The following is a 13497-nucleotide window of genomic DNA, read 5'->3' as shown; positions in this document are numbered from 1 at the left end:
AATGAAAATCATGTTCACTAAAGCGCGCCCCTCACGCTCCTTGCCCTCCGGGCGGACCGCCCACCTCTCCTTCTGCGGGTTGTGCGCCGGTTACCCAGGTCGCCCGGTGCTTCGTGAAATCAGCGCGGAGATACCGGAGTTGGCCAACACTGTGCTCGTGGGGCCGAACGGCAGCGGCAAGTCGACCCTGCTCGGCGTGCTCGCCGGTGTGATCCATCCGACATCCGGTGATCTCCGCCGCATTGGATACCGGCCGCCCGCGTTCGTACCGCAACGCGGAGCCGTCGGTGACGCCCTGCCGCTCACCGTCCGGCAGACCGTGGAAATGGGGCGCTGGGGTGACCGCGGCCCGTGGCGTCGGCTGACCCGCCAGGACCACGCGGCCGTGGACGCGGCGCTCGACCGGCTCGAGATCCGGGACCTCGCCTCACGTCAGCTGGGCGAACTGTCGGGTGGGCAGCGTCAACGCGCGCTCCTTGCGCAAGGATTGGCACAGGAGTCGGACCTTCTGCTCCTCGATGAGCCGACCACAGGTCTGGATCCTGAAGCGAGGGAGCGGATCGGGGCACTGGTGACGGCACTCGTCGCCGACGGGGTGACGGTCGTCCAGGCCACACACGACCTGACGGTCGCACGCACGGCGGACGCCTGCCTCCTGCTCCAGGACGGCCGCCTCGCCGGACAGGGGCATCCTGACCAGGTCCTCACCACATCGGCACTGGCCCGCCTCTGGCAAACACTCTGAGGACCGGCAGCGCAGCCAACACCTACCGCCCCGCCGAGATCGCCGGCCGGGGGCGGGCACTCGCCCGGTGCACGTCACCGGAACCCTGAACGCACCGCCGAGGCCGGCTGCCGCTGTCCGTCTTCGAACGAATCTTTCCCAGAGCGGCCTCGGCAACCCGGCGGAAGGTGTCCGGACCGGTACCGTGCGGCCGGCCATCTGCTGGAGGCGGAGGCGGAGGCGGAGGCGGCCCGGCTCGTCACGAGCGACGCCGGCAGGGGCTCTGTGCCGGCGATAGCGGGCAGGTGACTGGGCGACCGATCAGGTCCGCTTTAGGTGTGGGTCCGGGGCGGTGCTGGGCGGAGTCCAGCTCCCTCAGCCGGGTCTCCAGCAGTCGGGCTTCCCCAGGGTCCGTGCGGATCCCGAAGACGTTGTCGAGCAGCTCGGGCACCTCGTGCGGCCCGACGGTCTGCGTCATCCGGTCCCGGCCCGGGCGTTCCGTCGTCCAACCAGCGCGTCGAGCGTGTCGTACCGGTCGATGCCCCGCCGCTGGATGCACGGACGGGTGACGAACGGGGAGCGGTCATGCGTGGCCACGAAGTGGTTGCCGACCGCGTAGTCGACGGGGTACTGCGGGGTCTCGGTGAAAACCTGCCGCACCACCCAGCCGTCCGGTCCCTTCGTTTCGCCCCCACGCTGGTGCACCGCCCAGCCTGGTGAGCCGTGAGTGATGTCCTGCCAGCGCAGCACGATGTGTTCGGCGTCCCGTTTGACGAGATCGCTGGTGTCGTAGGTCGTTCGGCGGCAGCAACAAGACAACTGGCAACGTCCGCGCCGCCACGTTCGACGAGCAAGACGCGCACAGGTTTCTCCCCACCAGCATGATGAGGTCGTCAACCCGAAGATCGACGAGTGGGAGGGGCCGACCTCGATCCCGGACCGCGGACCGTCCCTGGCCAAAGCTGATGTCTCCGTGACAGCGCTGGAACCATACGTTCAGCGCTGTCACTGCCGTTCCGGGCAGTTCGTCGCGCGTTCCGAAGTGCGTGCGGTCCGCTTCCGCTCTCCGGTAGCGGGCGCTCCCAGGGACAGCGCGTGAGGGGGCGGGCAGTTGTCGGTGGGCGGCGAGGCTGCTGCGGGCCGCGTCGGGGCCTGGCCGGCTCGCGGGTCCTGTTGGAGGGCGGGCAGGGTGAGCTGCCACCATTCGGAGAGGCGGACGGTGAGCGCGTGGGACCCTTCCAGCGCCTCCGTGAGGGTGCAGAACCCGTAGAAGGCGCGGACCAGGGTGCGGGCAGTGGCAGCCGGGCGGACACCGGCGGCCAGGCATCCCCCTGCTTGGGCCTGCGCGAGCAGGCGTGTGACCGCGGTCGTCCAGAGGACGAAGGGGTCAGGGAGCTCTACGTTGATGGTGTGGCGCTCGGCCCACAGGCGGGCACCCGCGCGTGTCACGGAGTCCTCCGCGAGAGCGCGGGCGATGTCGTAGCTCAATGCGACGAGGCGTTCCAGGGGTGGCACGCTCGGGTCGTCGTACCGGTGGACGAGGCTCGGCCAGGTCGCGAAGCCTTCCCGGACGACCGCCTGGGCGATGCCTTCCTTGCTGGCGTAGTGGAAGTAGACGGATCCGCTGGTTCGTCCCGACCGGGCGCTTATGTCGTTGACGCTCGTGCCCGCGTAACCCTGCTGGGCGAAGAGGCAGGCGGCTGCCTCCAGGAGTGATCTGCGGGTTGCTCTGGCCCGTTCCTGCAAGATCTTGCGCACCTCGTTCGGCTCCGTAGTGAACGGCCCACAATGTAGTGCGCCCGCGTACGCCCGGAGCAATGAACCGTCAGCCACACGCGGGATTGCGGCATTTCTTTCGAATCTGAACACCCAAGAGTGGAAAGTGGCTTCAGGGTGCCGCACCTGGTTCGCCGGCTTCCCCTTTCACCGCAAGCGGGGGCGTGGCTCCTCGCCGCTTACGGACCTCGCAACTCGCCTTGTTCACAGTGGGGATGACGCTGCACCAGAGGCTTGGAGGCGGCGGGCCGGGCAACCGCTTACACCCTGATCACCTGCGAGGCGAGTACTCGAAACGGTGATTGCGCCGTTTCCCGGATGCTAAATATCGTAATCGTTGCAATGTTTTCTCTTTGCGACTGATGCACCGAAATGCGAGTCGTCCTTGCCGGTGTGCTCCGAAGGGCGCCGGCCATCTCCGTGCTCCGTTCGTCACGGGGTCCGCCGCCTCACCGCGCAGTCGCGCGACTCGTGCTCCCGCTCCAGCCCTCTCCCTCAGGAGGCCTCATGACACCGCCACTCCGAACCCTGTCGGACTGGTCGCCCGAGGCAGTCGTCTTCGACTGCGACGGCACGCTGATGGACACCGAACGGCATTGGCAGGACGCACGCAACCGCGCCTTCCGTGAGTTCGGCCTGATGCCTCCCCCGGGCTTCGCCGATCGCGCCAAAGGTGTGCACTACGTCGACTGCGGCCGCCTGATGGCCGAGGAGACGAACAAGCCCGAGCTGGCCGCGGACCTGACCACGGCACTCCTCGCACACTTCATGAGCCTCGTGGCGGAGGACCCGCTGACCATGCCGGGTGCCGGTGAGATGGTGCGCCTCCTCTCCGGGCGGCTGCCGCTGGCCGTGGCCAGCAACTGCCCGCTGGAAGTGGTGGAGGAGAGCCTCGGCCGCGCAGCGCTGCGCCACCACTTCCGCCACGTCGTCGTGCCTACGGTGCCGCCGGACGATGGTCAGACCGCACTCGGGACGGACGGCGATCACGGGCCGGCGGTGCGGCCCAAGCCGTGGCCGGATGTCTACACCACGGCGGCACGTCTGTGCGGAGTCCGGCCGGAAACAGCGCTGGCCGTCGAGGACTCCCTCACCGGCATCGAGTCGGCGTGGCATGCCGGCCTGCGGGTCCTCGGCGTGGGCCCGCTGTCTGACCAGGCGAACACGGGGCACGCCGACGCCTGGGTGGCAGCCCTGGACGATCCGGAACTGCTGCGCTTGGCACGTGACTGGCCGCGCCCCCAGTCACCGGACGTCGACCGGGATCAAGGGCATCACGGTCCGCACTGACCGGCCGAGCCGGAGACTGCCGCCGGCCGGAAATGAGGCTGCCGGAGTCCCGTCTTCGCCCGGGCGGCTGATTTCAACGGCCCCGCCGGGGAGCCGGTGCGTCACCGCGACCTCCGGCCCTGTGTGCATACCGCCCAGCACGCCCTCGACGGCGCTGTCGCACGGCCACCGGAACACCTCGGCCGACGTGCCGCCGCGGAGGCGACCTGGTCAGCGTCGCGCAGATGACGCCGGCCGTCGACAAGCCGGACGAGGGAGGGTGAGCGTCGGTCCCTGGACGAGGGGTACTGGGAATTCGTCGCCCACGTTCACTTCCCGAACAGGGGCAGGTGGAGGCCCGTATGAGGCTGGAGATGTTCGATCCCGCTCCGATCGGTGTGGTGTTCACCCGAGGGCCGGAGCACCGGCTCGCGTACACCAACGCCGTCTACCGGAGGATTTTCGGTGATCGTCCGCTGGGCCGGCCCCTCCGGCGCGCCTTTCCCGACCTCGCGCAGTCCGGCTATTTCGACATCTTCGACCGGGTTCTCGCCACCGGTGAGGCCGAGGTGCTCACGGCCGTTCCCATCGACCTCGACTTCGCGGACTCGCCGCAGGAGGAGACACGCTACTTCACGTTCAGCGTCTCCCGGGCCACGGTGAGTGACGGGAGTCGTGGCGTGCTGGGCGTGATCGTGGAAACGACTGAGCAGGTGACTGCCGCACGGCGGATCCGTGTCCTGTCCGAGGAGCGACGCCGCGCACTGCTGCGCTACCGGAGCCTGGTGCGCGCCGGGTCCGAGATGGTGTGGGTGACGGGCCCGGAAGGCGGTGTGAGCGAGCCGAGCCCGGGCTGGCAGCGGGTCACCGGGCAGAGCTGGCAGGAGTTCCGCGACGACGGATGGATCGACGCGGTCCATCCCGACGACCGCGCCTCCGTCATCGAGCGGTGGAGCCGCGCCCTGCGGGAGGTGCAGCCGCGTTTCACCCACACTTACCGGTTGCGGCTGGCCACGGGCGGATACCGGCACTTCGCGGTCGACGCCGCGCCGGTCCGCGACGGGGACACGGTGATCGAGTGGATCGGCACGTGCCGGGACGTCGAGCAGGAGTGGCAGGATGCCCGCCGGGAGAGGCTGCTGGCCCGGGCGACCGCCGTGACTGCGGACACCGCCCGGCCGGACGAGATGCTTGCCGCCCTCACCGCGGTGATCGTGCCCGAGCTGGCCGACAGCTGCACCTCCTACCTGCTTCCCCAGGCCCTGCACCGCACGCCGGGGACCGCCCTGACCGCCGAACGCGTCGCCGCCGTGACCCGCCAGGGCCCTGCCGTCCCACCCCCGCACCACGCCGAGCATCTGGGCCCGGACAGCGCCCTCGTCCGCGCCGCCGACCTGCGCCGCCCGGTCCACGCCGTCTTCCCGCCCGGCTCCCCGCCGCCCGATATCGCCCCGCCGGGCTCCGAACCCTGGCTGGCGCCCGACGCCAACAGCGTCGTCCTGCTTCCGGTCGTCGTCGACGGCACCACCGCTGCCCTGGTCGTCGCCTGCGTCAGCGGCGACCGCCCGTCCCTCGGTCAACCGGAGATCAGTCTGCTGCAGACGCTCCTGGAACGGGCCCACACCCCGTTGAGCAACGCCCTGGAGTACCAGCGAACCCGGCAGGTGGCGCTCGCCCTCCAGCACAGCCTGCTCACCGAGCCGCCGGACGTCCCCGGCCTCGACATCGCCGTCCGCTATCGGCCCAGCAACTCGGCCGCCGAAGTCGGCGGCGACTGGTACGACTCTTTCGTGCTGCGCGACGGCGCCACCGTCCTCACCGTCGGTGACGTCGCAGGTCACGACCTGCCCGCCGCGGTCACCATGGGCCAGTTGCGCAACATGCTGCGCGGACTCACCCTCGACCGTGAGGAACCCACCGGCGACATCCTGCGACGCCTGGACGCATCCATACAGACCCTGTACCTCGAGTGCACCGCCACCTGCGTCCTGGCCCGGATCGAACGCCCGACGCCAGGCCGCTTGCAGCTCCACTACTCCGTGGCAGGACACCCCCCGCCGCTGCTCGTCGAGGCGGACGGCACAGCACACTTCCTGGACGAGGGCCGCTCCCCGATGCTCGGCCTGCTCCCCGACACCCGCCACAGCACTGCCGTCCACCCTCTGCCCCCCAGTTCCACGCTGCTGCTGTACACCGACGGGCTGGTCGAACGCCGGAACGAAGACCTCACCGACGGACTGGACCGGCTGCGCCGCCACGCCTCAACCGCGGCCCGGCGCCCACTGGCACCCTTCTGCGACGAATTGCTCGCCGGAATGCTGACCGCCGACAACGACGACGACACGGCGCTGGTGGCCCTGCGCCTGTCCGTGCCGTAGCACCCCGCCCGCCACTCCGCCACGAGCAACTGGGAGTGCCGGGGCTGGTGTCCCGGCGCAGGCGTCGCCGTCACCGGGCCTCGTGCGACCTCGCGGACGGGCGCGTCACCCGCATCTGGGCGGTCCGTGGCCCGGAGAAGCCTGGGCCGTGAGCCGTGGCCGGCCGGGAGCGGGGCGGGTCCCGGGAAGCGGGCGACGGCATCACAATTGCCCGCGCCGACCCTGGGTCGATGCACGGAGCAGCATCGTCAGCGTCCCCCATTGCGGTACGAGGAGGCAGGACTGGGGGCTTGTGCGGTACGAGGTCAGGCCGTGCTGCACAAGCGGTCAGTGGCCGGCGTCGGCCGGCTCGCCGCGCGGCGTGCGGTCGGGGCAACGCCGCGACAGGCGTTGCCCGGAGACAGGAGGGTGAGTTCGGTCCCTCTCGGGCCGGCGGGTTGCACGGTGGCGGTCACCCGGCACCGTGCGGACTCCGACCGGACGCCAGGTGCAGCTGATGCGGGTCACGGTCGGCAAACTGCAGTTCGCCCACTTCATCGCGTCCCGCGTGCTGGAGCCGTAGTCACCGTCGGCCTTCACACCCACCCTCTTCTGGACGGCGACTACTGCGGACTCGGTGAGTTCCCCGTAGACGCCGTCCGTGGCCGGCTTGTATCCGTAACAGGAGATGAGGTCCTTCTGCAGGGCCGTGACGGCCGAGCCGCTCATGCCCCGGCCCAGGTAGCAACTACTCGTATTGGCCGCGGCATACGGGACGTACTCGTACGACGTCGGATCGATCACCTCGTCGGACAGGCTGACCGCGCGAGTGCAAGGAGCGGTCACGGCGGTCGCAGCCGGCAACGGCGAAACCATCACCCACCAGGCCGGACAACAGGACACCCACGACCGAGGCCTACCAGGCGCGCATCTTCCGGGTTCCGTCGGACACAGTTCCACCTTTCACCGTGCCAGCCCAGTGCACGCCACGTGCCTACCCAAGGTGCCGCTACTTCACGGCTCGCGCGTGTCGCCGACGCAGGACGCCGGACCCACACACGGCGACAGCATGCCCCGTGAAAGCACAAGTGGACGAAGGTTCAACCAGCCCAGGCGCGCCGCGCTTCACTTTCCTTTCCAGCAGGCAACTCGAGGACACCTTCGGCAGCCGGCGCGGTTACTGCGGCAGGAGCGGGCACCCACGGTGCCCGCTCCCACCAGCTCAACCGCCGCCGCGCGTCACTTCTCGCCGAGCAGCTTCTTCATCTGCTCGATCTCCGCGCTCTGCGAGGCGATGATGTCTGCGGCCATCTTCCGGGCCGGGGCGTGCGCGCCGTCGGACTGTTCGGTCTTCGCCATCTCGACCGCGCCCTCGTGGTGCTTGATCATCATCTCCATGAAGGAGGTGTCGAACGCTTCGCCCGAGGCGTTCTCGAGCGCCGTCATCTCCTCGGCGCTCATCATGCCCTCCATGCCGCCGCCGTGCATGGAGTGCTCCATAGCGCCTTCGGCCGGCACGGTCTCGCCCCAGGAGGTCAGCCAGCCCGACAGCTTCTCGATCTCCGGCGCCTGCGCCTTCTCGATCTCGGCTGCGAGCTTCTTCACCTCGGCCGACCGGGCCCTGTCAGGCGCGAGGTCGGCCATCTCCACAGCCTGACGGTGGTGGGGGATCATCCCCTTGGCGAAGCTTACGTCGGCCGCATTGTGCTGCCCCTGGGAGGCCGGCGCAGAGGACGCGGCGGACGCGGAGTCGGTGGCCTGGTGGCCGCCGTGGCCGGCCGCGCCGGTGTCGTTGCGGTCGCCGCCGCAGGCGGCCAGGACCAGTGCCGCCACGCCTGAGGCGGCGACCACGGCGGAACGACGGACGAGGGAACGCTTGCGGTTCATGTGGTGCAACTCCTTCACGCACGCCGGTAGGGGCGTGCGGTGGTACGGATGTGAGAACGTGCGTGAGCTCGGCACCAGGGGGTGCCGGGCGGGCCGCTCTATATCCGGAGGAGTTGCAGTTCGGACAGGTCGGGCGGGGCCCGTCCGTCATGGGGCGAGCCGGTGGCCGCCGAGGTGAGCGACAGCGTCGCGGGCTCGTCGAGCAGCGCGCCGGTCAGCGCCGGCGGCGTGTACGCCGTAACCGTGCCTGCCGCCACGCAGGCGCCGTCGGCGTGGTCGAGGTGGCCCGGCAGTCCGTCCGTATGGGTGCAGCCCGCGTCCGCGTACGGCACACCGTCAGCAGCTGTCGACGCCGTCGGCGTCATGGCGTGGACCGCCACTGTCCGCTGCGGCGTCGGCAGCCCGCCGGGGGCCAGGCCGTGCATGCCCAGGACACCCGCCAGCACCGCCAGGACCAGCAGCACGAACAGCCGCCCGGCCGGGCGGCTGCTGGAACGGCTGCTCGCAGTCACGAGCCCCATCGTAGGGGGAGGCATGGGGCGGGCGGGTGCCGAGGTCCGCCAGATGCGTACGGGCTCACCCAGAGGTGACAGCATTCCCGCGCGGTGGCTCACGCCCCGCAGGTGCTGCTCCTGCCGACGCTCATCCGGCCGGCGGGGTCGTCCGCGCGGTCGAACGGGTCAGGGCCCGGCGGCCGAGGAGTACCGCGCCCAGTCCCAGCAGGACGGCAACGACGGCGCCGACGAGCCCGTTGCCCGTGCCGGGGCCGCCGTCGGCGGTGGCCGCGTGCAGCACCGCGAGAACCGTCCCGATCGCTCCCGTCGCCATCGCCGCCATCCCGCCGGTGCGCGGGTTGCCAGTGCTGATCCGGTGGCCGGCGCGACTCGTGGCCAGCCAGGCGAGGGCCAGGCCGAGCGCACCCGCCGCCAGCGCCAGGTACGCCCCTGTCCTCCCGTCACCGATGATCCCGCCCTCGGCGGCCGCCATCAGTGCTGCTGGAGCGCTCATGCCGCTCCCCTCCTTCTTCCTTCGTCGTCGGCGTTTCCCGACGCCCGGTGTCTCTGCCGCCAGGATGCGCGCCCTCCCCCCGGCCGGTCGTCCGGCAGATGCGGGTATTCCCGGGTGCCGCCGGGGCCGTACCCGGATACCGCGGTGGCGGCAGCCGGCGTTCGGCTACCGCATACGCGGTAGCCCCAGGCTCCTCCAAGAGCGGGATTCGCCGTCCACCGCGTCCGGTTACGGTGCACCCATGGACAAAGGACGGTTCGCTGTCCCGGCCGGAGTCACCCCGTGGGCGACCGCCCTGGGCGTGGCGGCGCTGATGCTGGGCACCGGCCTGTCCGGGCCCCACCCGTCCGGAGGGCTCGGGGTGCTCGGCTCCGTGCTGCTGGTGGCCGGCGGGCTGGCACTGGCCGCGTACCGGCGGGCGCCGCTCGGCGTGCTGGCCGTCACCGGCGTGTGCGCGGTGGGCTGTCTGGCAGCCGGGTTCGACGCGCTCGCCGTTTCCTACCTGGTCGCGGTCTACGGCGCGGTGCGCGCCGGACACCGCAAGATCACGCTGGTTGTGTCGGTGGCGCTGGTGGCCGTGCTGCACCTCACGGCGCTGGTCTTCCATAAGGGCGGCGTGGGCGAGGCCTTGGCGCAGGCCCGGCACACGCTTGAGCTCGCCTGGTTGATCGCCGCGTTCGCCGCCGGAGAAGCCGTACGGCAGGCCGAGCGGCGCGCGGACGAGGCCGAGCGGACCCGTGAGGAGACCGCGCGCCGTCGGGCCGACGAGGAACGGCTGCGCATCGCACGGGAACTGCACGACTCCCTCACCCATCAGATCTCGGTCGTCAAGGTGCAGTCCGAGGTCGCCGTGCATGTGGCCCGGCGCCGCGGCGAGCCGGTGCCGGAGGCCCTGCTCGCGATCCAGGAAGCCGGCCGGGAGGCGAGCCGGGAACTGCGGGCGACCCTGGAGGCGCTGCGCGACGACGACACCGCCCCGCCGCACGGCCTCGACCACATCCCCGGCCTGGTGGAACGGTTCCGGGGCACCGGCCTGGAGACCACCCTCACGATCACGGGGCAGCCTCACCCCGTACCGGCCGCGGTAAGCCGTACCGCCTACCGGATCGTTCAGGAGTCGCTCACCAACGTCGCCCGGCACGCCGCGGCCACCAGCGCCTCCGTGCTCGTCGGCTACCGGCCGGACGCACTCGCCGTCCGCGTCGACGACGACGGAAAGGCCACCGTGCAGTCGCCGCCGACGCCGGGACACGGGCTGCTCGGCATGCGCGAACGCGTCGCGGCGCTGGGCGGCCGCCTGTGCACCGAGCCACGCCAGACCGGCGGCTTCACCGTCCAGGCCGAACTGCCCACGAACGGAGCCTCGTGATCCGAGTCCTTCTCGTCGACGACCAGCCGCTCATCCGCAGCGGCTTCCGCGCGCTGCTCGACCTCGAGGACGACATCGAGGTGGTGGCCCAGGCGGCCGACGGCGAGGAGTGCCTGGCGCTCGTCAAGGAGTTTCTGCCCGACGTCGCCCTCGTCGACATCCAGATGCCGGTCATGGACGGCATCGAAGCGACCCGCCGTATCGCCGCCGACCCCGAACTGGCAGGCGTGCACGTCGTCATGCTGACCAACTACGGCATGGACGAGTACGTCTTCGACGCGCTGCGCGCCGGTGCCGCGGGTTTCCTGGTCAAGGACATCCTGCCGGAGGACTTCCTGCACTCCGTACGCGTCGCCGCCCGCGGTGACGCGCTGCTCGCCCCCGCCGTCACCCGCAGACTCATCGACCGGTACGTCTCCCAGCCGTCCCCTGCGCTCACCGGCGGCCGGCTGGACGAACTGACCGACCGGGAACGTGAGACGGTTGCCCTGGCCGCACACGGTCTGTCCAACGACGAGATCGCCCGCCGCCTGGTCATCAGCCCGGCCACCGCGAAGACACACATCAACCGGGCGATGGCCAAGCTGCACGCCCGCGACCGGGCCCAACTCGTGGTGTTCGCCTACGAGTCGGGTCTGGTGACTCCGCGCGGTGCGTAGGCCTCCGGGCTGTGGCCGCCTTGCCTCAGGGGAGGGGGAGGTGGGTGCCTGTCCAGTGGGTGCGCAGGCGGCGGTCGTGGGAGACCAGGAAGATCGTGCCCGGGTAGTCGGTGAGGGCTTGTTCCAGGTCCTCGATCAAGGACGGGGACAGGTGGTTGGTGGGCTCGTCCAGCAGGAGGATGTCGCTGGGGCGGCTCAACAGGCGTGCCAGGGCGAGGCGTTGGCGCTGGCCCGTGGACAGGTCGGTGACCCGGGCGGTGAGGCGGTCCGCGGTGAACAGGCCGAGGGCCAGGAGGGCTTCCGTGTGGTCGTCCGGGTGGCCGGGCAGGCCGCGGGCGAAGGCATGGAGGACCGTCTCCCCCGGTCTGCCGGGGGCGGGTTCCTGCGGGAGGTGGCCGATGCGTCCGCGGCGGGTGATGTGACCGGTGTCGGGGGCGAGTTGACCGGCCAGGACGGTGAGCAGGGTGCTCTTGCCAGTGCCGTTCGGGCCCGTGATCAGCAGGCGCTCGCCCGCTTTGACGGTGAGGTCGGTGGGGGCGAGGCGGCCGGTGACGGCGACACCCGCTGCTTCCAGGACGGTGCCTTGCAGGCGGCCGCCTTCGGAGGAGGGCGTGAGTGTGAAGCTCAGTGGCTTGGGGGGTTTCGGGACCGGTTCGGCGAGCAGGCGGCGCAGGCGTTCTTCGGCGTTGCGGATACGGCCGGCGACCGATTGCTGGACGCGGCCGCCGGCGCGGTCGTAGGCCATCTTGTTGCCGTCCTTCATGGCCCGGCCCGGGGCGACGCGGCGGGCGGTGACCGCGGCCGCTTCGCGCTGTGCGGCCACTTCTGTCTCCCAGCGGGCGTGCTCCTGCTCCCAGCGGCGGCGGGCGGCTGCCTTCTCGGCGAGATAGCCGGTGTAGCCGTTGCCGTAGCGGGTGACCGTACGGCGGTCGCCGTCCACTTCCAGGAGGGTGGTCGCGACGCGGTCGAGGAAGGCGCGGTCGTGGGAGACGGCGACGGTGGTGCCGGGGCGGGTGCGCAGGTGGTTCTCGAGCCAGGTCAGGGCGTGGTCGTCGAGGTGGTTGGTCGGCTCGTCCAGGAGCAGGACCTCGGGGGATGCGGCGAGGAGGGCGGCCAGGCGGAGGCGGACCTGTTCGCCGCCGGAGAGGTCGCCGATGGCGCGGTCGCGGGGCAGGTGGGCCAGGCCCAGTCCGTGCAGGGCGCGTTCGACGCGGGCGTCGGCCTCGTAGCCGCCGCGTAGTTCGAACGCGGTCAGGAGGTCGCCGTACTCGGTCATCACCTGGGCGTCGTGCCCTGCGTCGTCGGCCATGACGGTTTCGAGGTGGCGCATGCGTGTCTGCATCGTGCGCAGGTCGCTCAGCGCGTCGTCGACGGCCTGCTGGACGGTGTGGTGGGCGGGCAGGGTCCCGTCCTGGGGGAGGTGGCCGATGCCGCCGTCCGCGTGGACGGTGAGGGTGCCGCTGTCGGGTTGTTCCGTACCGGCGAGGAGGCGGAGCAGGGTCGTTTTGCCGGAGCCGTTCTCTCCGACGATGCCCGTGCGTTCACCTGTGGTGAGGGTGCAGGTGACCGCGTCGAGGACGAGGCGGCCGTTGTACGACTTCGAGACGGAGCGGACGGAGATCTGCGTGGGCACGTGGGTTCTCCTGGACGTTCGGGTGACGGGCGGCCGTGGTGGGCCGAGGGGTCGGGTGAGCGTCCGGGAGGAGCATCCTTCACATCCCTAATGCGACAACAGTTGCATTAGGATCGTGTCATGACGGCAGGGCGCGCAGCAAGCGCAATATCCGGGACGGCGGGGGTCGCACGGCGGCCGGGTGGGCGCAGTGCCCGGATCCGGGCACAAGTGCTGGAGGCCGCCCGCGAGTTGCTGGTGGAGCGGGGCTTCGATGCGCTGAGTGTGGATGCGGTGGCCGAGCGGGCTGCCGTGCACCGGACCACCGTGTACCGACGCTGGCGCGACGTGGGAGGCCTGCTGGCCGATGTTCTCGACGCCGCCGGCGATGACGGCTGGCAGCCGCCCGACACCGGCACCCTCGAGGGTGATCTGGTGGCCGTCAACGGTGAGGTGGAGGACGGGCTCACCGGTGAGCCGGTGACCGCCGCGCTGATCGTCGCTTCATTCCGCTCGTCGCAGGCGGCCGAGGCGTTGCAGCGGTTCTGGGAGGAGCGGTACGCGCGGTGCGCCGTGGTGGTGGAGCGGGCCGTGGCGCGGGGCGAGGTTCCTGAGGGGACCTGTGCGCGGCGGGTGATCGTCGCCGCGACGGCGCCGGTGTATCAACAGGTCCTGTTGCTGCGGGGCGGGGCCGATCCGCTGCTCGCCCGGCAGGCGGCGGCCGGCGTGGCGCTGGCGGCGTCGCGTGGGTCGTTCGTCGACGACGAGGGGCCGGGGGTGGACGACGAGAGATGACTCCTGAGGTGGAGTAGCGGTGCGGATCGGCCGAGTTGGCC

The 13497-nt window shown here is 71.0% G+C and carries 12 protein-coding genes and 1 pseudogene; 6 read left to right on the top strand and 7 right to left on the bottom strand.

The annotated features are described in order from the left end of the window. Position 1 precedes the first annotated feature (1 nt). Complete coding sequence (aztA, locus tag AY578_RS32540) at positions 2-745, top strand: zinc ABC transporter ATP-binding protein AztA (protein WP_037778432.1); 744 nt, start codon at positions 2-4, stop codon at positions 743-745. 453 nt (positions 746-1198) lie between these two features. Here aztA and AY578_RS32535 read toward each other — a convergent pair whose 3' ends face one another. Together AY578_RS32535 and AY578_RS32530 are read right to left on the bottom strand one after the other, a co-directional pair. After that, positions 1199-1387: a hypothetical protein gene (locus AY578_RS32535; protein WP_202415640.1), complete on the bottom strand. Its 189-nt coding sequence runs from the start codon at positions 1385-1387 to the stop codon at positions 1199-1201. 342 nt (positions 1388-1729) lie between these two features. Then, a complete protein-coding gene (locus AY578_RS32530) occupies positions 1730-2482 on the bottom strand; it encodes a ScbR family autoregulator-binding transcription factor (protein WP_258906807.1) in 753 nt (250 codons plus the stop codon). A 525-nt stretch (positions 2483-3007) separates the two neighbouring features. Here AY578_RS32530 and AY578_RS32525 point away from each other — a divergent pair. After that, positions 3008-3790: an HAD family hydrolase gene (locus AY578_RS32525; protein ID WP_019523826.1), complete on the top strand. Its 783-nt coding sequence runs from the start codon at positions 3008-3010 to the stop codon at positions 3788-3790. Between the two features lie 341 nt (positions 3791-4131). Continuing rightward, entirely contained in the window at positions 4132-6147 is a 2016-nt protein-coding gene (locus AY578_RS32520; RefSeq protein ID WP_019523825.1) for a SpoIIE family protein phosphatase, read from the top strand. Positions 6148-6741: 594 nt separating this feature from the next. Here the strand turns inward: AY578_RS32520 and AY578_RS34195 are convergent. The 4 genes and pseudogenes from AY578_RS34195 to AY578_RS32505 all read right to left on the bottom strand — a co-directional run. Continuing rightward, positions 6742-6855 (bottom strand): annotated as a pseudogene (locus tag AY578_RS34195) (peptidoglycan-binding domain-containing protein); the annotation flags it as partial. A gap of 510 nt (positions 6856-7365) precedes the next feature. Continuing rightward, complete coding sequence (locus AY578_RS32515; RefSeq protein WP_019523823.1) at positions 7366-8013, bottom strand: DUF305 domain-containing protein; 648 nt, start codon at positions 8011-8013, stop codon at positions 7366-7368. A 98-nt stretch (positions 8014-8111) separates the two neighbouring features. Next, positions 8112-8525 (bottom strand): DUF6153 family protein, encoded by a 414-nt coding sequence (locus tag AY578_RS32510; protein WP_026243678.1) that lies wholly within the window; start codon positions 8523-8525, stop codon positions 8112-8114. A 130-nt stretch (positions 8526-8655) separates the two neighbouring features. After that, positions 8656-9021, bottom strand: a complete 366-nt coding sequence (locus AY578_RS32505; RefSeq protein ID WP_037953771.1) for a DUF6223 family protein — start codon at positions 9019-9021, stop codon at positions 8656-8658. A 241-nt stretch (positions 9022-9262) separates the two neighbouring features. Between AY578_RS32505 and AY578_RS32500 the strand changes: the two genes are divergently transcribed. Both AY578_RS32500 and AY578_RS32495 read left to right on the top strand, forming a co-directional pair. Continuing rightward, positions 9263-10390: a sensor histidine kinase gene (locus tag AY578_RS32500; RefSeq protein WP_019523820.1), complete on the top strand. Its 1128-nt coding sequence runs from the start codon at positions 9263-9265 to the stop codon at positions 10388-10390. Then, a complete protein-coding gene (locus AY578_RS32495; protein WP_019523819.1) occupies positions 10387-11049 on the top strand; it encodes a response regulator in 663 nt (220 codons plus the stop codon). The genes AY578_RS32500 and AY578_RS32495 overlap by 4 nt, the downstream gene beginning before the upstream one ends. 25 nt (positions 11050-11074) lie before the next feature. Here AY578_RS32495 and abc-f read toward each other — a convergent pair whose 3' ends face one another. Continuing rightward, positions 11075-12682 (bottom strand): ribosomal protection-like ABC-F family protein, encoded by a 1608-nt coding sequence (gene abc-f / locus AY578_RS32490; RefSeq protein ID WP_019523818.1) that lies wholly within the window; start codon positions 12680-12682, stop codon positions 11075-11077. Positions 12683-12802: 120 nt separating this feature from the next. Here abc-f and AY578_RS32485 point away from each other — a divergent pair, with 120 nt between their 5' ends. Further along, positions 12803-13456: a TetR/AcrR family transcriptional regulator gene (locus AY578_RS32485; protein WP_051101629.1), complete on the top strand. Its 654-nt coding sequence runs from the start codon at positions 12803-12805 to the stop codon at positions 13454-13456. Positions 13457-13497 lie beyond the last annotated feature (41 nt).

It is taken from the genome of Streptomyces thermocarboxydus (assembly GCF_024760485.1).
GTDB classification, from domain to species: domain Bacteria; phylum Actinomycetota; class Actinomycetes; order Streptomycetales; family Streptomycetaceae; genus Streptomyces; species Streptomyces cellulosae.
Note: the sequence above shows the minus strand (reverse complement) of the source record. Positions and strands in the feature narration are given on the sequence as shown.